23 protein-coding genes and 1 pseudogene are annotated in these 18,700 nt (G+C 64.9%); 1 reads left to right on the top strand and 23 read right to left on the bottom strand.

Annotation, left to right across the window (positions count from 1 at the left end; genetic code table 11):
• Positions 1 to 75 precede the first annotated feature (75 nt).
• The 10 genes from ACFFJC_RS21110 to ACFFJC_RS21070 all read right to left on the bottom strand — a co-directional run bounded on the left by ACFFJC_RS21110 (position 76) and on the right by ACFFJC_RS21070 (position 9,095).
• Complete coding sequence (locus ACFFJC_RS21110) at positions 76 to 1,086, bottom strand: DUF2493 domain-containing protein (protein ID WP_086493721.1); 1,011 nt, start codon at positions 1,084 to 1,086, stop codon at positions 76 to 78.
• An 85-nt stretch (positions 1,087 to 1,171) separates the two neighbouring features.
• A complete protein-coding gene (locus ACFFJC_RS21105; protein WP_086493720.1) occupies positions 1,172 to 1,453 on the bottom strand; it encodes a hypothetical protein in 282 nt (93 codons plus the stop codon).
• A gap of 84 nt (positions 1,454 to 1,537) precedes the next feature.
• Positions 1,538 to 2,005, bottom strand: coding sequence for a DUF736 domain-containing protein (locus ACFFJC_RS21100; RefSeq protein ID WP_086493719.1), 468 nt, complete (start codon positions 2,003 to 2,005; stop codon positions 1,538 to 1,540).
• 565 nt (positions 2,006 to 2,570) lie between these two features.
• Positions 2,571 to 2,741 carry a ribosome modulation factor gene (locus ACFFJC_RS21315; protein ID WP_379502833.1) on the bottom strand — a complete coding sequence of 57 codons (171 nt, stop codon included), beginning with the start codon at positions 2,739 to 2,741 and terminating at the stop codon, positions 2,571 to 2,573.
• 100 nt (positions 2,742 to 2,841) lie between these two features.
• Complete coding sequence (locus ACFFJC_RS21095; RefSeq protein WP_086493716.1) at positions 2,842 to 3,060, bottom strand: hypothetical protein; 219 nt, start codon at positions 3,058 to 3,060, stop codon at positions 2,842 to 2,844.
• Positions 3,061 to 3,715: 655 nt separating this feature from the next.
• A complete protein-coding gene (locus ACFFJC_RS21090; RefSeq protein WP_206046373.1) occupies positions 3,716 to 4,591 on the bottom strand; it encodes a hypothetical protein in 876 nt (291 codons plus the stop codon).
• Positions 4,588 to 4,794, bottom strand: a complete 207-nt coding sequence (locus ACFFJC_RS21085) for a hypothetical protein (RefSeq protein WP_080993670.1) — start codon at positions 4,792 to 4,794, stop codon at positions 4,588 to 4,590. The genes ACFFJC_RS21090 and ACFFJC_RS21085 overlap by 4 nt, the downstream gene beginning before the upstream one ends.
• A gap of 31 nt (positions 4,795 to 4,825) precedes the next feature.
• A complete protein-coding gene (locus tag ACFFJC_RS21080) occupies positions 4,826 to 6,124 on the bottom strand; it encodes a sigma-70 region 4 domain-containing protein (RefSeq protein ID WP_086493714.1) in 1,299 nt (432 codons plus the stop codon).
• Between the two features lie 12 nt (positions 6,125 to 6,136).
• Positions 6,137 to 7,339: an ATP-binding protein gene (locus ACFFJC_RS21075; protein ID WP_086493713.1), complete on the bottom strand. Its 1,203-nt coding sequence runs from the start codon at positions 7,337 to 7,339 to the stop codon at positions 6,137 to 6,139.
• A 76-nt stretch (positions 7,340 to 7,415) separates the two neighbouring features.
• Entirely contained in the window at positions 7,416 to 9,095 is a 1,680-nt protein-coding gene (locus ACFFJC_RS21070; protein ID WP_240511529.1) for a sensor histidine kinase, read from the bottom strand.
• 141 nt (positions 9,096 to 9,236) lie between these two features.
• Here ACFFJC_RS21070 and ACFFJC_RS21065 point away from each other — a divergent pair, with 141 nt between their 5' ends.
• Positions 9,237 to 9,401 (top strand): hypothetical protein, encoded by a 165-nt coding sequence (locus ACFFJC_RS21065; RefSeq protein ID WP_167381934.1) that lies wholly within the window; start codon positions 9,237 to 9,239, stop codon positions 9,399 to 9,401.
• Positions 9,402 to 9,493: 92 nt separating this feature from the next.
• Here ACFFJC_RS21065 and ACFFJC_RS21060 read toward each other — a convergent pair whose 3' ends face one another.
• The 13 genes and pseudogenes from ACFFJC_RS21060 to ACFFJC_RS21000 all read right to left on the bottom strand — a co-directional run.
• On the bottom strand, positions 9,494 to 10,576 hold the full coding sequence (locus tag ACFFJC_RS21060; RefSeq protein WP_086493711.1) for a DUF5983 family protein: 1,083 nt from the start codon (positions 10,574 to 10,576) through the stop codon (positions 9,494 to 9,496).
• A 16-nt stretch (positions 10,577 to 10,592) separates the two neighbouring features.
• Complete coding sequence (locus tag ACFFJC_RS21055) at positions 10,593 to 11,054, bottom strand: hypothetical protein (RefSeq protein WP_283406920.1); 462 nt, start codon at positions 11,052 to 11,054, stop codon at positions 10,593 to 10,595.
• A gap of 174 nt (positions 11,055 to 11,228) precedes the next feature.
• Positions 11,229 to 11,774, bottom strand: coding sequence for a hypothetical protein (locus ACFFJC_RS21050; protein WP_240511527.1), 546 nt, complete (start codon positions 11,772 to 11,774; stop codon positions 11,229 to 11,231).
• A 121-nt stretch (positions 11,775 to 11,895) separates the two neighbouring features.
• Positions 11,896 to 13,158, bottom strand: coding sequence for a hypothetical protein (locus tag ACFFJC_RS21045; RefSeq protein ID WP_240511526.1), 1,263 nt, complete (start codon positions 13,156 to 13,158; stop codon positions 11,896 to 11,898).
• A 142-nt stretch (positions 13,159 to 13,300) separates the two neighbouring features.
• Positions 13,301 to 13,702 carry a type II toxin-antitoxin system VapC family toxin gene (locus ACFFJC_RS21040; RefSeq protein WP_048938827.1) on the bottom strand — a complete coding sequence of 134 codons (402 nt, stop codon included), beginning with the start codon at positions 13,700 to 13,702 and terminating at the stop codon, positions 13,301 to 13,303.
• Between the two features lie 3 nt (positions 13,703 to 13,705).
• Positions 13,706 to 13,939, bottom strand: coding sequence for an antitoxin (locus ACFFJC_RS21035; protein WP_010338822.1), 234 nt, complete (start codon positions 13,937 to 13,939; stop codon positions 13,706 to 13,708).
• Between the two features lie 35 nt (positions 13,940 to 13,974).
• Positions 13,975 to 14,781, bottom strand: a complete 807-nt coding sequence (locus ACFFJC_RS21030; RefSeq protein ID WP_086493709.1) for a PRTRC system ThiF family protein — start codon at positions 14,779 to 14,781, stop codon at positions 13,975 to 13,977.
• The gene (locus tag ACFFJC_RS21025) at positions 14,771 to 15,430 is read right to left on the bottom strand and encodes a PRTRC system protein A (protein WP_086493708.1); all 660 of its coding nucleotides are present in this window, start codon (positions 15,428 to 15,430) and stop codon (positions 14,771 to 14,773) included. The genes ACFFJC_RS21030 and ACFFJC_RS21025 overlap by 11 nt, the downstream gene beginning before the upstream one ends.
• Positions 15,427 to 16,257, bottom strand: a complete 831-nt coding sequence (locus ACFFJC_RS21020; RefSeq protein WP_086493730.1) for a PRTRC system protein B — start codon at positions 16,255 to 16,257, stop codon at positions 15,427 to 15,429. Before ACFFJC_RS21020 ends, ACFFJC_RS21025 begins: the two co-directional genes overlap by 4 nt.
• Positions 16,206 to 17,237 (bottom strand): hypothetical protein, encoded by a 1,032-nt coding sequence (locus tag ACFFJC_RS21015; protein WP_379489229.1) that lies wholly within the window; start codon positions 17,235 to 17,237, stop codon positions 16,206 to 16,208. Before ACFFJC_RS21015 ends, ACFFJC_RS21020 begins: the two co-directional genes overlap by 52 nt.
• A gap of 231 nt (positions 17,238 to 17,468) precedes the next feature.
• Positions 17,469 to 17,675, bottom strand: coding sequence for a PRTRC system protein C (locus tag ACFFJC_RS21010; protein ID WP_086493729.1), 207 nt, complete (start codon positions 17,673 to 17,675; stop codon positions 17,469 to 17,471).
• Positions 17,676 to 17,728: 53 nt separating this feature from the next.
• Complete coding sequence (locus ACFFJC_RS21005) at positions 17,729 to 18,157, bottom strand: PRTRC system protein E (protein ID WP_086493706.1); 429 nt, start codon at positions 18,155 to 18,157, stop codon at positions 17,729 to 17,731.
• A gap of 34 nt (positions 18,158 to 18,191) precedes the next feature.
• Positions 18,192 to 18,700, bottom strand: a pseudogene (locus ACFFJC_RS21000) (PRTRC system ParB family protein); the annotation flags it as partial.

Here is an 18,700-nt window from a genome sequence, read left to right as displayed (position 1 = left end):
CCTGCACGCCCCTTGCGCAAAAAAGGGGGACGGCGCGGCGCGCCGTCCCTCGAAAAATGCACTGAGACTTCGGTGTCAGGCTACCCGGCGAACGCGGCCCCGCGGAAGCGCGGTGATCTTCTCGGCAGGTGCCTGATCGGCCTTTCGGAAGGCATGGATCGGAACCCCGACCTTTCGCAGCGCCTGATAGAGGTTCGCCTGGATGCCCGACCCCTCGCCCAGCACGGCTTCGACGGGTTTCAGTTCGACCAGCTTGCGATTACGGGCAAAGGGCGCGCCGCGCCCCGCGCCCATCAGCGAGTAGGTGACGAGCTGGACCTCGCGGCTCCCCGCCCACGAGGCCACGATCGCATCGAAGCCCTTACGCTGCGCGGTGGTCACCAGCGTCATGTGCGGGATCCGCGCGAGGATCGCGTCGAGCCGGTCCCACAGGATCTGCCAGTCGTGCCATTCGGCATGGCCCGAGGCGACGACGATCGGGCCACGCGGGCGGTACCGCTCGCGCTCGGCGAGTTCCCGGGCGCGCAGGAAGTCCTGTATCGCGACCTGCGTGGCGGTGGCGACCTTCGAGACCCGCGAACCGCGTGCGGGCGACCAGGGACGGCCCGAAAGCACGCGGAAGGTGTCGGCCGCATAGTCGCGCATGCACTCGACCGCTTCGCGCTGTTCGGACAGCGACTGGCACAGCAGCTGCTTCTCCTCGAGCTCGGTATTAAACACCTCGGAAAGGTCGGAGCGGCGCATCATGTCGCGCAGTTCGTCGGCCAGCAGGTCTTCCTGCCGTTCGAGCTTTCCGGCGACGAAATGAAAGCTGTTCACCATGCCCCATGCGATCTCGGGGGCAAGTGCATCGAGGCGGGTGTCGGTCAGCAGGTCGAAGATGGTGGCGATGACCCCGGCGCAATCGGCCTGTGCGTGGAGCGGCTCGGGCATGTCGTGTTCGCCCGGTTCATCCCCCGGGCTGATGATCGAGAGGGGGATCGGATCGCCGAAAGCGCGCTGGAATTCCGGGGTCGCGGTCACTTCGGCGAACAGCGCGGGCAGATCAGCGAAGCGGCTGATGCTGCGCGAATGGTCGTGGCTCATGGAACTTCTCCCTGTCAGGGGGGCAAAGGAAAAAGGCCGCGAACGCGAGGGTGGCGTCGCGGCCCTGCATGGGTGTCGTGCCGGGTCAGTGCCTGCTGGCCCGGGCGGACGCGACGAATGCCGCGCGTGTCAGGACGGCATCGACGATCCCGGCCGCGTGCGGCGCGAGCGGCGTATTCTCGAGCAGGTCGTAGATGGCGGCGATGATTTCGCCGCAGGTGATGCCCGCCGGGATGTCCGGCACGGGAGACGCACCCTCGACATGCCGCGCGAGCAGGTCGCGGATCGAGGGGCTGGCCATGATCGCCGCGGAGAGCGCGGCAAGGTCGGTCAGCGGGGCGGAAGAATGCAATGAAGAGCGGCGCATGGGATGTCTCCTCATGAGCGAAAAATGAAAGGGGCCGGGGAAGCCTGACGCCTCCCCGGCCCGATGGGACTGATCAGCGTGTGATCAGAACGGGTCTTCCTCCTCGAACGAGGTGTCCGAACCCGACCGTTCGCCGCCGGCACCCACGGTGCTGTCGCCGAAGCCGCCCTGATCGCCCGGGCCGCGATCGTCGTACCGGCCGCTGCTCGCGCCCATGCCGCCACCGAAATCGGAGCGCATGGTGTCGCGACGCCAGGCGACCATGTAGCCGCCATGATCGGCCGGGAAGAGCGCGATCGGCAGCGGCTCGGGAAGGCTGGGGTCGTCGATGTTCCCGGCGAGGAACACATCCCCCTGCTTCGACACGGCCTCCCACAGCGCGCCGATCTGGACGTAGCGGCGGGCGATGTTAAGCGCGAGGATCTCGTAGACCGGAGCCTTCGGATTATCGCTCACGACCTTGCGCAGCCCGACGCTGGGCAGATCGATGGTGCGGGTGGCGATCGAGCCCTTCAGACGGCCGTTCCGATTAAAGATTTCACCGATGTTCATCGTCTTTACCTTTCGAATGTCGCTCGAAACCATTCTCGGCGACACCCTCACCGGCCCTTCTCTCCTCTCTATCCCGCCCTCACCCCCCGCGCCGCCCGCCCGCCGCGAGGCGCACCGCCTCCACCAGCGCGACGCCGCTGCGGTCCACACGCAACGCCCCGGCCGCCCGCAACTCCGCGCGCCACACGGCACGATCAGGGGCAGAGGCGCGGCGCGAGGGATGGCGAGGGTGGATTGGGGCGCGACGCCGGGGGCGCGGCGGTAGCCGCGCGGGTGCTACGCTGGCGGGAGTCGCCGTAGCGAGGGGCAGCGGCGTGAACCGGCGGTCATCGCAGACACTGCGGGAGCGGCGTGGTCGGCGGCACCGGCAGGTGCGGTCCCGGTATCGGGAGCGAGCGAAAGATAGGGGCGGGCCGCGCGGCGGAAAGACTGGCCTTCGAAAGAAGGAGGGTACGACCGCTCAAAACCCCAGCCCGTCGGGAGTTGGGGATTGAAATTGATGTAACATCGTGATCGGCCAATCTGGGAAATGGCGAGAGCGTAAAGGTTGGAGCCAGTGTTTCGGCTACCGCTTACGTGCCGTATCGTAGGACGTCAGCATCGTGCCGAACGCTTGGGACACGCGGCCTTCGGAGTAACCGCCTATCCAGGCTATCCGTTCGAGATATGTCCTGTAGGGATTAGCCGATGTGGGCTCGCCGCGTCGTGCCGCCACGAAACCGAGGTGGCGGATCATCGAGAATTCTTTCAAGAAAGCCTCCTGATTCGCGGGAATATTGCATTGCAACATGCGGGCCACAGATAGTCCAGAGCTTCAGTTGGAATGTCTCGCGTTTCTACTCAGGCCCCTGCTCGAAGGCTTTGGCCCCTGCTCGTTGGAAAGCGTCAAGAACCTCCGGTCCCAGAAGGCGGGCGGTTTCGCTGCTCTCGAGGCCGGAATACGCGATGGTGTAGGTGCCGTCTTCATGCGTGAAGATCCTCACCTCGATGTCGCCTTTCGACGCGGTGGCCTGGGCCAGATCGATATTCCACTCACCGATGCGAACCTTAGACATGGTCGAAGCCTCATGGAAGATTTGGGAATCACGGTGCCGCGGCCGGGCGACAGCACCAGAAACAGCAGCTGGAGCGAAGTGCCCACATTGGCCTGTGATCAAGGGGTTGCGCCTGCATCGGTCACCGCCCCCTGACCCGGCCCATCCGCTAGGCAAGGATGCGGCGCCACCTACGCGGCCCATCGTTCCGGATCGCGCAGCCGCAGTATTGGCAGGTTCCGATGTAATGATCCCCGTTCCACCACATATCTCTCCGGAACGATTTATGACGATCGAGCGGACAAAAAACGAAGCGCCACACCAAAGAGATCATAAGCCGTTCTCCAGGACTGCGATGCCCCTATGCGGTGGGCCTTCCTGCGCCATCGCGGCCCTGACGATGAAATAACCCGCCTGCCCCTCGGGTGCGCAGGTGGCCTTGAAGATTGGGACATTTGACCGCAGGGGCGGCCAGATCTCAAGGCCGGACAGATTGTGAATGCTGCACGCGCGAAGAGTCAAGGGCGGCGTCATCCCGCAGGTTCCAACGGAACGAGCGGTCGCCCTTGCGGATAGCCAGTGCGCGAGGCTGGCTAAATGAACATCACGTCCCATGCGGGTGAGGTAATCAGGCGGCGAGCTTATCGACACCTTCATTGAAGCGATCGATCCATTCTCATATATGGGGCCGCCGGTCCACGGGAATGGCCGCAGCGACACGCTGGAAATCAATAAGATCGACAGGTGCGCCTGCGACGATGGCGTCGATCTCGTCGGGATCAAGAAGCCCTCGCTGCCGGATGAACATGGTCATGGAGCCGGGACGGGCTTTTGTCGCCCGACGCCACAATCCCTCGACATTGCGCAGGCGTGGCGCGGCCCGCGCCTCAACCAACACGATCAATCGAAGTACCCAGCGCGGCAATTGCACGACTTCCTCGGAACGCATATGCGCACAGATGACGCAACTCGATTTCGGGGGAACCGGCAGGCCTTCCGCCTCAATTCGCCGGATGCAGGCGTCGCGGTCCCAATGCCATTCGTGCAGAAGCGGATAAAGATAGTCGTATCGGGCATCCACGATGCCTTCGCGGTTTGCATAACGCCGGCTGTCGGCAGGTGAAGCGTCATACCCGATCAGCTTGACAACCTTACCGCCAACCTGCCATATATTCTTTGCAAGTTGCCATTTTGACACCCAAAGTTCTTTAGGCTGTATCTTCCATTTGACTGAACAAGATTTTCTACCAAATGAGGCAGATGGCAAAGTCGAGTTCGTCAGGCAATTCTCCAATATTGTGAAGTACGGCGGCCAATGCTTGAATTTCTTTGGCTCATATCGAACAATATGGTGGAATATGCCTCTATCATCCATCCATTTCTGAAAAATTGGAAGGTAGGCGTAACTCTGGGGCTTTTCGGCGCCAGTATCCGCTGTCAATACGGCATCCAGCCTTCGGCCCCTCGCCACCCATTCGATAATCATGGCGGTGCTGTTTACGCCCATGCCCCAGGCCGCCACGACCGGGTAGTTGGCAGATGGCATCGTCATGCGACCATCGCCAGCCAGCGATCGGGCCAGGCCGGCGGCCGCATCGTAACCCTGAACGCCTGAAGCGGCGCGACGCCGTGCACGACATAGTGCGGCACACCGGTCGCACGCCGCAGCTGCTGGGCCGTTCTGAGCGCGTGATCGAAGCTGGAGAGTTGCCGCCGCAGAGACGACAGGCTGCTGGGCGGGACAGGCGTGGACATGAAACCTCCGGAAATGAAGCGGCGGCCGGGATCAGGCAGCGATCGGAAGATCGACACCGGTCGGAACAGCGGTATCGAGCGCCAGCAGGCTGTGGAGCGTGACAGGTGGCCGGTTCGCCCGCCGCGTCTTCGGCCCGCGCGTGGGCCGCGCCGGATCATTGAACCGGCAGCCGAGACGCGCGGCATGCTTGCCGATGACGGCGGGATCGCGGCCAAGGGCCTGCGCGACATCGACCATCGAGACGCCATATGCCCAAGCGTTGCGAATCGCCCTGTCTTCGTCGGCGCTGAATGCGCGCATGAACCCGTGCACCAGCCCCATGTGGTTCGCATGGTAGAGAACAGCGCGCACGCCGCGGCCCAGCGCTTCGGCGATCTGGCGGGTCGGGACCTTGCCATAGTCTGCCCGCAATCGCGCTTCTTCCTCGGGCGTCCACACCGGTCCCTGCCGAAATCCGTCCCGGCGAACATGCGAGCCCCTGAGCCCCAGCGCCTCGGCCCGCCAGCGGATCGAGTGAGGCGTGCGGCCAAGCCGCTCCCGTAGCGGTGTCAGGCTCGCGCCTGTCGCGTAAGCATGGCGGAGAAGCGCGTCCTCCTCAGCGATCCACGGGCGGCCCCAGCCCCTGCCATAGCCCAGCTTACGCAGGCGCTGACCGAGGCTGCGACTGTTCCGGGCCGGGAAGCCTTCGGCCAACAGAACCTCGGCGATGGCGACATATCGTGCGCCGGTTGCCGCGAGTTCTAGGGCGCGGTTCATTTCCGCATCGCTCCAGTCGTCCGGCTGGCAGGCATGGCGCAGCCCCAGCGCCGAAGCGCGCGAGATGACACCGGCGAAGGGTCGCCCGATCAGGCTCGCGATCTGCGCGACAGGAACGCCTTTCGCGTAGCCGGCGCGCAGCTGCGCGTCCTCCCAGCCACTGTACGGCGGGGATCCGGGCTCGGAGAGGCCGAGCAGCCGGGCGCGGGCATAGAGTGCGCTCACGCCGCGGCCCAGCCGCGCCGCCAACGTCGCCGTCGGCTCGTGGGCATAGCAGCGCGCCAGTTCCGCGTCGTCCCAGTCGCTCCATGCTCGCCGCGAATTACGGCGCACGCCAAGGTCATGGATCCGGGTAGCGACAGCGGCTCGGGACCGCCCAAGCCGGGCGGCGATTTCCTCGATCGTGCAATCGTCGATAAATGCCGCGCGGAGACGGGCCGTCTCATCGGGAAGCCATGCATCCGCGCGGAAAGCCAGTTCAGAAAGAGGAATGGTCGGCACGGTCTCGGTCACGGGGACGAACGGGGTCAGTTCGACGATATCGGCGTCGAGATCGAAGCTGGTCTGGGTCATGGTGGGCTTCCTTCACGCCAGGCCGACGACTGGGGTGTCGACCACGCGCAGGCGCAACCGGGCCGACAGGCGCGCGATACGCGTATCCCCGCGCGGCATGGTGTCCGAGGCGCCGATCGCGGCGAGCAGATCGAGACCGGCAGCGACGTCATTGGCGGGGAGCGCGAGATGACGCGCGAGGTCGTCTGCGGTGGTGGCGTTGGGCGCGATGCGGCCCAGCGCGCCGACAATGCGCGCGGCGGCGGGCGCGGCGGGATCGAGCAGGAAAGCATCGAGCGAGCGTTGGCCGCGCATGACGGCATGGGTGGTCCTGGCTGGTGCGACCTCGCGTAAGGTGTCGAGGTCGAGCAGGCTGCGGCTCTCGTCCGGGGCGAGGTCGGCGGCGGCGACCAGATCGGGTGTACGGCCGATATGCGGTGTGATCGTCGTGTCGATCTTCGCCAGTACCGGCAACGCCGAAAGCGCGGGACCGAAGGCGAAAAACTCTCCCGGTGGCAATTGCCGGAGCAGCGCCGCCTGATCGCCGCCGAAACCGAGCAGGTCGGCGGCACGCGCCACGTCGCGGTCGAAGACGTTGAGCCCGATCAGGTGATTATGCAATTCGGAAACCACCGAACTGGCAAGCTTGGCGAGACGCTGCGTGGCGATGATCGTGCCGATCCCGCGCTTGCGCCCCCGCGCGCACATGTCGGTGAGCGTGGCGACGCCAAGGCGGCGGGTTTCGGCATCGCGGGCCGAGGCCGCCATATGCGGCGCGAGCAGATGCGCTTCATCGATGCAGACCAGCACCGTGTGCGCCCAATGCTCGCGCGGCGCCGATAGGAGGCCTGCGAAGAAGGCGGCGGCCTTCTCGATGCGGTGATCGGGCTCCAGATCGGTGAGATCGAGGTGCAGGGCAATACGGTGCTGGCGGGTGCGCAGCGCCAGCGCGGTAAGACCGTCATTGGCGTAGTCGCGTGCGACGACGGTGGTGGCGCCGATATGCGCGGCAAGATTGGCGAACTCGCCTTCAGGATCGACGATGATGGTGGTCAGATAATCGAAGGCTTCCTCGATGATCCGGCGCAGCGTCTGGCTCTTGCCCGCGCCCGACGATCCCTGGATCAGGCAGCGGCCCGACATCAGTTTGCCGAGATCCAGTTCCAGCGTGCCGGCCGAACAGTGACCGAGCGGAACTTTCGCATCGCGGGTGAAGTCATGAGTGGCGATCGTCATGGGCGTGCTCCTTCGGTCGGCATCGTGTGCGGACGCCGGATCTGATGCTCAGGGGATAGGTTCGGGCGGCGGCGTCTCAGCCCGGCATAAAATCGGCGGTGATGCCGGAGCGATCCGCGTGGATGACAATCCGGCGATCCTTCGGGATCAGACAGGCGAGATGCTGCCGCGCCTCCATGACAATGGCCTCGAGGGTGGCGGCGTTATCCCCCAGAAGAACGCCGGTCGCCACCTGCCGGGCTTCGCGCGCGAAGGCGCGGGACTGGGTCTCCCAGCTATCGGCGTCAGCATCGTCGCGCACAGAGAACAGCGTCGCGTGGATCATGCATCCCAGGCAATCCGGGTCGATACCGCCGTCGCGGGTCACAAGGACCACGGCCTCCTCGATATCCCAACTGCCAGTGGGACAGACCAGGGCCGGGATTTCAATGGAATGGACGTGTCGCGGCGCATCCTCATGCCCGGTCTCGGCAATCTCCAGGTCGGCAACGATCCTGTCGACGAAACCTGAAGCGAAGCCGCATGGAAGGCGATCGTCTTCACCATAAGGATGTTCGATGCCGTCCCGGTAAATCCGGAAGGAAACATAGAGGATGATCGGCAGAGCGTCGTACCAGTCATAGCCCTCGAGCCAGCGTTCCTCCTCCACCAGCACGAAATCCTGAAGCGGTGGCTGATGGCGGGCGGGCGCCAGCGCCTGCGCGATCTCGGAGCGCAGCGGCGGGACAAGCATCAATGCGCCCCCAGAGGCAGTCTCAGGGGCAGTTTTCGCATTGGCGGCCCTTTGATGTTCATCGCCGGACAGTGGATTCCAGATCGAGAGCCCTGGCCGTACCGCGGGCAGCGTCACACCGAATTTCTGAGCCCGCAGCCATAAGGCGAAGGGGAGGCGATGATCCTCCTGGGCGGCGATGCCGGTATATATGGCGCGTTCGGCGGCGATGCGCAGCGCTTTCATCGCCTCATTCGTGATCACCGCGTTGCGGGCCGGCAGGGCGAGGCGAATTCCAGGCGCGTCGATCACATCGATGCGAACGGACCAGCGGCAGTCCTGCCTCTTCAATTCAAATACATTGGGAAGAGAGCACGGGACGGCCAAACCATGGAAGTTGATGCAGGGGCCATCCTGCCGAACCGAATTGCCTTTATAGACGCCGATACGGCAACCGCAGGCCTCTTCGATCAGCAGCGCATCCTTGAGAAAATCCTCCCGGGGCAGCAAAGCACCGTCCAGCGTCACCGGCAAGGGATAGTAACGGGCGGCCTCAGCAATGGTCGAACAAATGCCCATCTTCCAGTTGCCGGATATCTCGATGCGGACCATCGTTCCCCAGCCGAGGTCGCACCGCTCGGGTTCAAGCGCCCTGTCGCCATTCCAGGCTTCAGCGGGAATCCGGACCTTCCAGCCTTCTCCCATCGCGGGCGAGAAGGCGTGGATCTCGATGCCATGGCCGGCAAGGCTGAACAGGTCGATGCCGGTCGGATCCTCACGCCGCATGATATCGTCGCCCCAACCGGATAAACCGAGAGTCAGGAGCGCAGCGGGATCGTCGATGCCGCAGCCGTCATCGTGGATATCGAGAAAGGCGCGGCCGTCTTCCTCGACAAGGTTGATCATGATGTTCTGCGCGCCGGCCCGGCGGCAATTCTGCAGGATTTCGTGAATCGCAGCGAGCGCGCTGCTCGCGACAAGGCGGGATGCGCAGCGAATGGCGTCCTGGCTGACCGCGATCTCGATCGTGGCGGGAAGAAGCATGATCATCTCCTGTCTCGGCGACGGACCATCCGGCCGTCTTCCCTACCCCGCCCCCTTCCCTTTCGTCCCGGCTTGACGCTCTGCCGACGCAAAGCGCCAAGACAGTTGTCGTCGCGGTGAGCGTCCTGCAAAGAGGAGGCGATGAGCGATTCAAACGATGTGAAACTGCTGGACCTCGTGCGGCGCCTGCCCGACTGGATGCGCAAGGACCTGGCCTCGAGCGATGCACCTCGGCGTGAGCGCGCGGAGGATGCCCTCCATGCAATGCTACTGCCGCTGCTGGAGGCCGGCGTCGGCGCTCCGTGATTAAAACAGCGGACTGCTGCGCCGGTGGAGAAATCCTCGGCGGACAATCAGCGTACTCTCGTTGTGGCCAGAGAGCCCTTTTCTCAACCTGATCACCAGTCGTGGACGGGTAGATCGGCGGCGCGGTCTGCATCGCAGTCGAGGAGGAGGAACTGGAAGCCGCGATCACGTCCGAACGCGATGATTTCCTGGAGATCATCTGGGATCTGCGCTCGGCGGTCACCGGGAAGCGGCCGCGTCGGCACGAACCAGCCATAGACGGAGGCGGCGATGTCGATGGGACGGTCGCTCGGAGGCCAGCAGGCCCATTTGTCGAGAAGTCCGGCCGTCTGCACCGTCAGGTGCGCAGTCGAGAGCACGCAGTAGGCGCCGCTTTCGATCGAAGAGACTGAGCGGACCGCCGGGAGAGGCTCCAGGCGCAGAATCTCGGTCGAATAGCTTTCCGAAGGGTGATCGTCGAAATAGGCGGCCATGACCTCGTCATCTGGCAGTGTATGCGGATCGCGCCTGTCGCCGATCTCCTTCCACCATTCGCGCGCATATTCCGCCATCTCCGCGACGAGAACGTCATGGTTCAGGCCTGCGTAGAAATTGATGCCATGACGGTGCTCGATGATGCCCAGATGCATATCGATCGGCCAGGGTAGCGCACAAACCCTGAGCCCGCTTTCGCTGGCGCCTATCACCCCGGTCAATGTGGCGAGTGCTGCGGCATCGAGGCTGTCCGGCTTCTCCAGGGCGGCGCGCGCGCGGGCAAGCAGGGCGACATGGTCGTGCCGGGTGATTTGTGGCCCCGCTGGCCCGGGCGACTTCGCCCCCGCTTGGGCGGCCGTAGTCACGTTGTCTGTGATGTCGGTGCCCGAAGCATCTATCCGGATGGCCGGATTATCGGGGTCGGACCAGTCGATGGTGTCGATGACCCACTGCTTCACAAAGGACCAGTCGAAACAGAAGGGGCAGGTCTCTTGGTTCCTGTACCAAGCGGCATCGACCGCATCGATCCAGCCCACGACAATGATGCGCATGGCGCAGGTCCCCATCGCCTCGAACGATTTGCGGATCGCCAGCGCACGAACGAGAGCGTCGGGTTCGGCGGCCGGATGGTCGCGCAGGTCGAGAACCGCTTCCCAGAGGGAGGCGGCCGCTTCGAGATGGGAGAGTGTGTAATGTATCATGTGCGGGGTTCCTGGATCAGGCGACGCGGCGATCGGTAAACCGAGGCGGCGCAAGCTCGGCGGCGGTCAGCGTGTCGATGTGCGGGGCGATGGCATCAAAAGCGGCATTGAGATCGATGGTCGCGACGCGATAGGACGCGCTTCCCGGATCATGGTCGAGCCGAAGCGCGATCGGCGCCAACCAGGTGGTCATCTCGGGAAACACCGACTGCAGCAGAAGCACTTCGATGCGCCGCGCGGCGAGGCCGAGCTGGGCGGCAAGACCGAAGGAGACGGCCATATCCTGTTCGAACCAACGATGCGGCGCGATCGTGTCGGCGATCCGCGTGCATGCCGCACGGATGGTCACGGTCTGGACATGCAGGACCGCAACGCGGTGTCGCCGATCGGGAGCGACGCCTTCCAGTGGAACCAGCGCACGGTAGGAATAGAGAGGCGCGCACCCGGCAATGCGGGTGCGGGAAACGATCACATCCATGGGATAACCTCCTGTGGCACGGAAGGGGCAATCGACCGCCCCGGGTCCGTCGCCCCAGCCCTCCTCCCCGCTCCGCTCCCCCGCCCGCGCACACCCTCCATGATACGCGTCGGAAATCGGCGGCTATGCTACGGGAGACGTAAGTTGTCGGGATGTAAGGGGCGGTTGCCTCGATCAGTTTGCCGCAGAGCTGATCGCCGCATTGTCGTAGAGTGGCGTATCTCCGGGCTGCCAGTCGCCTGCGAGCCAGATGCGACCGTTATAGCTGATCCTGGCAATAACCGTGTCGCCGATGGTCAGCTCGGCTTCGGCAAAGTCCCTCGCACCAAGACCACTGCGGTCACGGCGCTGGCAGTAACAGCGCGACGCCTCAGCCCAGTCGCGCACCGGGATCGGCGAATAACCCGGTTGCCGCAACAGCAGGGGCGTTCGGTTGCGATTACCGGCAGGACCATAAAGGGTTCGCCGGACGTGCCCTGCATAAGTAGCGACAGCCGACCAATAGGCCGCCATGACGGCCTTGTGCCTGTTCCAGTTCTGGTGCGCTCTCGCGCGAGCTTCCTGCTGAAGGTCGCTGAAAAGAAGCGCCAGAAGCGCGCGCGTATCGAGGTCGATAGTCGCAAGGATGCGCGCCGCGGGAAGCGCGAGGACCGGGTTGCGGACTTCGGCACGGGTCGATCTCGGGCAGTCAGCCTGCGCTCTGCCCGGTTCAGCGGTCATCGTCGATTGGCGCCGGCTGAAGTATTGTCGTTTGCGCGTTTTTGGCGGACATGGCGGGAAAGTTGGGCATCTCGTGCATGGGATCCTCCCAGTTTGTCTGGTCGTGCAGTGGGCGGCGCGGTCAGGCCGCCGCGTCGCGATGATGCGGGATGGCAGATGCAAACCGGCGCAGCATCCCCGCCATGTGCCTGCGCATATGGTCCTTGTTCGTAATGATCGCTTCGGGGCTTAGTAGTTTGCCCTGCGGCGTCATGAAGCCGATTGCGGGATCGCCATCGCGTAGTTCGATAACGATGCGGTGTCCGCGTGGCTGGGCTTTACCGGCATAACGGGCGACGAATTCGCCGAGGCGGCCGGACAGCCCCTGCGCGAGCTTGGTCCAGCGGATATGGCCGCCGGCGAGGACCTCGCCCTCGCATAGTCCGCGCTCGAGCCAGGCGCGCAATTGCGCGCGCTGCTGGATCGCCGAATTACGCGTGCGCTCCATGGTTCGGCAGAGCGGAAGCATGCCGGCATGTCGGTCTATCCAGGCGAGATCTTCGCCGTCGGCGATGATCAGCAGGTCGTCCGGTTCGATCCCGGCAAACATGGCGCGTAACTGATCGGCTGGATCCCCGATCTGGTGAAGGTCCGCACTGCGCCACGCACGAAAGCCCCGACCGACGTCGGCTATGATGATATGCGCCATTTCATGCCGGGGCTGTGCCTGGAGCATGGTCATCAAGCCTGCTGCGGCATTCGATGCAGTGGCGGCACCGATGATCACGGTGCGTTTCGACCATAATGCGGGACGCGGCGCGTCTGTCGGAGACGGCCAACTGCTCGGAGCCGGCCTTGCAACCCGGGGCGTTGCGGAAATCGGCAATGGGTCTCCGGTTCGCGCGGTAGCCGCGAAGGAACGCCTGGCCACGTCGAACAGATCGTCGAAGCAGCCACCGCCGTCGCGGAAGCCCTGGGCGTAAGCGGGCGAGGTTTCACCCGGCGGCGCGGAAAAATCGCGAGGCTCCCAGCCAGCCTCCGCGGCGTATCGCCCCTGGGCATAGAGGACTGCAGCGTCCCAGTTATAGCCATGCTGGGAGCGTGCCTGGAGGATGGCCTGATCGAAGGGCCTGATCTGGCCGCTTGCTACGCGCCTCTCGACGCAGGCAAAGTTTGCGCGCTGTCGCTCGCGTTCGGCTTCCTCACGGATCGCGTCGTTGAACGGGCGGAGCGCGGCGACGCGCGCGCGGCTGCGCGCCATACGTTCATGCAGCGGTGCTTCGGAAGGAAGGTCCGGATAGTCCGTCCATACCGATGCCAGTACATCGGCATGCTCCGGGCGGCGGCCATGCGCGATCCAGCAAGCCGCGCTTGCAGGATCGAAGGCGGCAGGATCGATCGTCACGCCACAAGTGGCAGGGCTGCCGGCGCTGACAGTACGAGGTGAGCATGGGGCGATCTCCCTGGGATCACCCTTCTGCCCTCTCCCTTCCCTTCTTCATGCTCGCTGACCACGAGAACCCCGGGAACGCCGTGCGAACCTGGCGTCAGGTCGTTCGAAGCCAGTTCACCAGCTGCAGGCCATCGACCCGCTCGAATTCGCGGATGTTGTCGGTAACGAGGGTCGCGCCGATTGCAAGCGCATGGGCGGCGATCAGCATGTCGTTAGCGCCAATCGGCGTGCCACGGCGCTCGAGGTCGGCACGCAGACGCCCATAGCAGGCGTCGGCATCGTCCTTGAGCGGCAGCACTGCAATGAGAGACAGCAAATCCTCGATCTTGCTTTTCAGGCGCGGCGATCCGCGCTTTTCTGCGCCATAGCGCAGTTCGCCGGCAACGATGATGCTGGTCGCAACCGCATCCTCGCCGACATCGGCGATAGCGTGGGCGACCATGCCATCGGGCTGTCGGATCAGGTCCGACAGGATATTCGTATCGAGCAGGAACATGGATCAGATGTCGACCGGTTCTGCGGGCAGGTCCTCGATCGGGCCGATCTCTTCATCGAGCGGCTCCCATGTCTTGAGAACGGCAAGGAGGGAGCGCGGACGGGCGGGTTCGATGATCAGGCGGGAGCCTTCCTTGCGGATAATGGCGTCCTCGCCCGGAAGTTCGAACTCACGGGGAATGCGGACCGCCTGGCTACGGCCGTTCTTGAACAGTTTGACGTGACGCTCGAGGTTCATGGCGACTCCTTGGCATATGACATAGCCTATACAGTCTACGAATGCGAGATGTTTGCGTGTCCAGCTGCTGCCTCAAGTGATGCGCCATTCGCGAAAGGAAGCGGGATCGGAACGGTCTGACCGCTGGCCAGATTGATGAAGGCCCCGGCATGCCCGATCGAGCCGCGCCCGAGAAGATCGAAGAGCAGCGCGAGCGCATGGCTAGCCAGGACGCGATTGACGAACAGCGACTGACGCTCGAGCGCCTCGGCGACCGAACAGGATGGCGCATTGTCTTCAGCCACGCTGTCGTCGGCGAGTTCCGGAAAGGCTTCGAGCACGGTGGGAAGACGGGGGCGATCGCTGTGACTGGTGCGCCGCGGACAGCCGATCAGGTATTGGCCGTCGCCGGCACGGTTGCCGAGGTCCATCCAGTAGACGGGCGGATTTCTGCCGGTCTGCAGAGCCGCCCCCAGCGCCCGGCGGGCCGCAGCGGTATCGACGCAGCTGATCAGCATGTCGAAGCCGTCGATCCCGATCGCTTCAGGAGCGCGTCCGTGAACCGCCTCCCAGGCAAGGCCATGCGCGAGATTGATGCGCTCGGTCAGCGTACGCGCCTTGGAATGGCCGATATCGCAGCGGTAGAAAGGCTGACGCCCAAGGTTCGCCTCGGTGACGATATCGTCATCGACCACGGTGACGTCGAGCGAGCGCGAGGAGATCGCGCGTAGCGCCGTATCAAGCGCGGCGAGACCCATCAGCATTTGCGCTCCGTTCCCACCGCATCCGACCAGCAGGATCGTGATCGCACGATCGTCAAAGCCGGCAGGAAGATAGTGCCGCCGGGCCTGATCAGTCTGCATCGGGAACTCCTGCAAAGGGACAGCGCGGCAAGGGCAGGAACATACCGCCCGCACAGAGCCGTGCAGCCATGGTGGGACCATCGGGATGATCGAGACGTCCGAAGACGATCGCTATCTTGGTGGCATGGGCATCATCGGCGTCGTCGGTGGCGCTGAAGAATGCACGGCCGCGCGCGTGGCTGTGGATGTCACAGACCATGTGCCAGTCAGGCGGCAGCCTGGGCATGCGATAGACCAGTCGTGTCGGCGTCGCTTCATCGATATCGGGGAACTCGACGGCAAATTCACGGCTCGCCTCGTTCCACAGGATGAATGCGGCGGCCTCATTCGGCAGGGCTGCCTTCAGAAATTCCAATATCTGCACGAAATAACGCCGGGGTATGAGGCCGCAGCGTAGATCAGCCCGCGATGCTCCGATGCTGCCATAAGGAACATAGCCCGCGATGGGGGACGCAATCGGCACGTCCAGCGCCAGCCACGGGCGGCGCAGGATCAGCATCACACCGTCATGGCCGATGGCGAGACCATGCCCGATGCGAGAAGCGCGCAGCGCCTCGATGACGGGCGACCTGCCGAAGGGCGGCACCGGATAGCAGGGCATGGCGTCAAGCACCGCCGCTGCCGTCGCATCATCGGCGAGCATCGTCATACCCGTGAGCGTGCGATGAGGCGGCCTACCGTCACCGCGCAGGCGGCGGGCCTTCGCTGGCCTCTCCCCTGCCCGGCCGTGCCGGCGCCGAAAGGCTTGAGACGGCTCACCGGAAACCGGCGCGCGCCGCGCGCCGCCAGATCGTCCCAGAGCCGCACCAGCCCGCCCTTCCCGCGTATCGTCCGGTCCTGCCCGGGATTGGGATGCGTCGACCAGGAGTCGAACAGCGCGCTTTCATAGGCGGGAATGGAGGCGATGCTGAGCGCCCTGGGTTTCGGGATGTTGCCCCAGCAGAGACGCCCGTCGGCGAAGACGTTGAGGATCGGCGAGTGCAGAACCGGCGTCTCGGCGCCAGGGCGTTCATTTGCCGGGAGCGCATAGACGCCAAGCCCATGGCGCGTGGCGATCAGGAGATGAGGCGGATAGGGAACCGGCAGCGTCGTTCGCGCCGCCAGCGCATGGAGATCGGCAGGAGGATCCGACAGCGCGAAATGAGCCGGGCGCACCTCAGCCGGCACCCACCAGGCCAGCATGTCGGGATGAGCGACCAGCACATGCTCGGGGAGAAGCTCGGGCTGGGCGGTACGGCCAAGCGCCTGTGACCACTGCCGCAGATGCGCGCGCGTCAGCGGGCTCCCGGCCGCGATCGTCGGCGGGCCATCGCCACCGAGTTCCACGGCATGGATGCTGGCGAAGGCAGCCGTATCGATCGAAGAGGCGCCGCAGGCTTTGAGATGCCGCGGTGCCTGATTCGCATAGAGCAGGATGGCGTTCGTCAGGACGAGACCGCCGCCGCTCGCTTCGAAGTGGGTGCTATGGTCGGACATGGGTGGCTCCTGGCCTTGGGTGGATCGAAGCGGATGAGGTTCTGGACCGTGAGGAGGAACTGTGCGCCGAGCCGCAGCGAGGCAAACCAGTCATCGATGCAGGCTACATCCGGCAGCGGGCAGATACCGGCGATGTCCGTGAACCCCATTTCCATGCCGCTGCGCATGACATCGTCGAGTTCGCGGGCGAACGGCACGAAGGGAACCAGCGTCAGCGGCGGGAGCGAGGCGCATTCTTCGATGCCGGGAAGATATGCGCTCGCGACCTCGAAATCGAAGTGCCAGGCGCCGGCTTCGGGCAAGAGTGTGCCAAGCACCTCCCGCGCAGCACGCACATCCGCCAGCTTGCGACGCAGGGCAGCAGGAAGCCGGCTCGGCGGCGCCGCGTTCGCTGCGATCATCCAGCCCGGGCGGCGCTCGTTCAACTGCGAAGGGAGCATGTGTCCGTCGAGATCCACGGCGTCCGCGCCGTGACATGCGATCAGGCTGCGGCGGGCCGCTTCGTCATCGATTTCCCCCTCCCAGTAGTACATGGACATCTCGTCGAAGAGATCCTGGTAGCTAAAAACCGGCAGCACGCGCCCCAGCGTCTGCTCGAGCGCCCGGTAGGCGGCGGCGCGCCAGGCGGTGGGCGCATCGCCGGTTTCGATCCATCCAAGGTCAAGCTGTCCCATGCTGTCGCAGATGATGGCAATCGCGGGCGGCCCATCGGCCTCGCTGTTGAGCACGGCGATGCGCAGATCGATGATATCGATCGGGTCCAGGATTTCACGCACGGCGGCATCGAACACCGCCTCGATGTGGCGGCGAGCTTCGAACCGCGTACGGGCGCTCGCATCCTGTGCCCGGGACGCGGCCCAGCGTCCGATCACCCGGTGATGCGGCGCCAGCGGCGCGTCGAAGATCGCCGGGACATCGGGTGATAGCGCGACGGCCCTGCCCGCAAGGTCGCCCGCAAGATCACTCGCGAGATCAGCCAAGCGGCGGGAGGCGAAGTCCGGTCGGCGGCTGGAGCGGTTCTCGGAACTCGCCCGCCCCGCCCGGCTTGTCGTCGACGATCCGCGCATGGAGGGCTCGGGCCTGAGCGCTACAGGCTGGCGGGGTGAAACCGGCAGTGTCGCCATCGTCCGTCTCGATCCAGTCCAGGAGGGTTTTGCGCAGCGCTGGCGGGATGGTCGCGCCGCGGCGTCGCGGCGCCGTCGGCACCGGGATCAGCCCTTGGTGCCGACGGCGCGGCGATATTCGGTGACATGCGCGCCGCCCATGATCCCGGCATCGACCGTCTCGGCGTTGAGGATCGCCGGGTAGAGCGTCGCATGATAGGCGCGCAGCGCGGCCGGGTCCTGCGCGAGATGCGGCGGGACGGGCAGGTCGATGCCGTCATAGCGATAGGTTCGGGTGAGATGATCGATCTGCATGACTGTCTCCGGGAGATAGAAGGAGAGATGGAGCGAGGTTTCCGCGCCGTAATTCACCAAAGGCTGGCGGGCTCTTCGGGCTTGGCGTCGGCCGGCGGACTGCCGGAAGCGTGCGCGGTCGCGCCAGCGGCCACCGGTTTCGGCGTCGGTTTCGGTGTCGGTGTCGCCGCCTTGGCCTTCGCGGCCGCGGCAGCGCGAGCGGCTTGCGTCGCCTGGCGCTGCTCTTCCAGTTGGTCGGCGAGCGCCTTGCGACCGGCGATGAGCTGGCCGAGCGCGCCATCCTCGCCGCGCGCAAGTTCGGCATCGATCTCGGCGGCGCTCGCGGTGAGCGAGATCGGCCGGAGTTCGCCGGCGTCAGGCTTGTGGCCGCCTTCGATCATGCGCGGGATGATGGTGAGCGTCACCATGCCCTCGGGCCCGGCGACAAGATCGCAGCCCAGCGAATAGCGGGCGAGCAGCGGGAGCAGGCTGGTTATCAGCATAGGGAGACATCCTTCCGGGAGAGCGAGGGAGCGTTCAGGCGGCGAGGTCCGTGATCGGAACCTCGCTCGCGGGTGCGACTGGGCACGCAGGCGGTGGCCCATATGCGCCGTCGAGGGTCATGGCGCTCGGCAGACGCCCTGCCCACTCGAAGCCGAGTGCGTGGAGCATGCCGGCGATGAGATCGGTCTTCTTCTGGCCCAGCAGTTTCGCGAACGCCTTCTCGCCGATGTGTGCGATCAGCCCGCATTCGCGTGCAATGAACCTGAGTTCGTCCTTCAAGTAGCGTTCGAGGAAAGTCTTATCGACGTGCCAGGCATCGCGGAGATCGACTGCGAAGACCCGCGCCAGGTCGGCGACATGATCGAAACTGGTGACATCCTTCGCATAGGCCGCGCCGATGGCGGATAGCACTGTCGCGGCCTGCGGCTCCGGCAGCTCTAGGATCGCGGCAATCTGCTGGCTGAAATCGAGATCGGGGAAGGACCTACCAACCAGCAGCCCGGCCTGTTGATTGCCACTGAGAAGTGACCCGGGGTTTCCAT

The organism is Novosphingobium soli (assembly GCF_042432915.1).
GTDB classification, from domain to species: Bacteria; Pseudomonadota; Alphaproteobacteria; order Sphingomonadales; family Sphingomonadaceae; genus Novosphingobium; species Novosphingobium soli.
Note: the sequence above shows the minus strand (reverse complement) of the source record. Positions and strands in the feature narration are given on the sequence as shown.

Coding starts and splice junctions, on each gene's coding strand:
- ACFFJC_RS21085 (WP_080993670.1), bottom strand. CDS start 4,794: ATGTCCACGCCTGTCCCGCCCAGCAGCCTGTCGTCTCTGCGGCGGCAA.
- ACFFJC_RS21030 (WP_086493709.1), bottom strand. CDS start 14,781: ATGCAGACTGATCAGGCCCGGCGGCACTATCTTCCTGCCGGCTTTGAC.
- ACFFJC_RS21075 (WP_086493713.1), bottom strand. CDS start 7,339: ATGACGATCGCCACTCATGACTTCACCCGCGATGCGAAAGTTCCGCTC.
- ACFFJC_RS21055 (WP_283406920.1), bottom strand. CDS start 11,054: ATGGATGTGATCGTTTCCCGCACCCGCATTGCCGGGTGCGCGCCTCTC.
- ACFFJC_RS21100 (WP_086493719.1), bottom strand. CDS start 2,005: ATGAACATCGGTGAAATCTTTAATCGGAACGGCCGTCTGAAGGGCTCG.
- ACFFJC_RS21065 (WP_167381934.1), top strand. CDS start 9,237: ATGAGCGATTCAAACGATGTGAAACTGCTGGACCTCGTGCGGCGCCTG.
- ACFFJC_RS21005 (WP_086493706.1), bottom strand. CDS start 18,157: ATGCTGATAACCAGCCTGCTCCCGCTGCTCGCCCGCTATTCGCTGGGC.
- ACFFJC_RS21035 (WP_010338822.1), bottom strand. CDS start 13,939: ATGAACCTCGAGCGTCACGTCAAACTGTTCAAGAACGGCCGTAGCCAG.
- ACFFJC_RS21010 (WP_086493729.1), bottom strand. CDS start 17,675: ATGCAGATCGATCATCTCACCCGAACCTATCGCTATGACGGCATCGAC.
- ACFFJC_RS21050 (WP_240511527.1), bottom strand. CDS start 11,774: ATGACCGCTGAACCGGGCAGAGCGCAGGCTGACTGCCCGAGATCGACC.
- ACFFJC_RS21080 (WP_086493714.1), bottom strand. CDS start 6,124: ATGACCCAGACCAGCTTCGATCTCGACGCCGATATCGTCGAACTGACC.
- ACFFJC_RS21090 (WP_206046373.1), bottom strand. CDS start 4,591: ATGACGATGCCATCTGCCAACTACCCGGTCGTGGCGGCCTGGGGCATG.
- ACFFJC_RS21025 (WP_086493708.1), bottom strand. CDS start 15,430: ATGACGATGCTCGCCGATGATGCGACGGCAGCGGCGGTGCTTGACGCC.
- ACFFJC_RS21060 (WP_086493711.1), bottom strand. CDS start 10,576: ATGATACATTACACACTCTCCCATCTCGAAGCGGCCGCCTCCCTCTGG.
- ACFFJC_RS21020 (WP_086493730.1), bottom strand. CDS start 16,257: ATGTCCGACCATAGCACCCACTTCGAAGCGAGCGGCGGCGGTCTCGTC.
- ACFFJC_RS21105 (WP_086493720.1), bottom strand. CDS start 1,453: ATGCGCCGCTCTTCATTGCATTCTTCCGCCCCGCTGACCGACCTTGCC.
- ACFFJC_RS21315 (WP_379502833.1), bottom strand. CDS start 2,741: ATGATCCGCCACCTCGGTTTCGTGGCGGCACGACGCGGCGAGCCCACA.
- ACFFJC_RS21040 (WP_048938827.1), bottom strand. CDS start 13,702: ATGTTCCTGCTCGATACGAATATCCTGTCGGACCTGATCCGACAGCCC.
- ACFFJC_RS21110 (WP_086493721.1), bottom strand. CDS start 1,086: ATGAGCCACGACCATTCGCGCAGCATCAGCCGCTTCGCTGATCTGCCC.
- ACFFJC_RS21070 (WP_240511529.1), bottom strand. CDS start 9,095: ATGCTTCTTCCCGCCACGATCGAGATCGCGGTCAGCCAGGACGCCATT.
- ACFFJC_RS21095 (WP_086493716.1), bottom strand. CDS start 3,060: ATGTCTAAGGTTCGCATCGGTGAGTGGAATATCGATCTGGCCCAGGCC.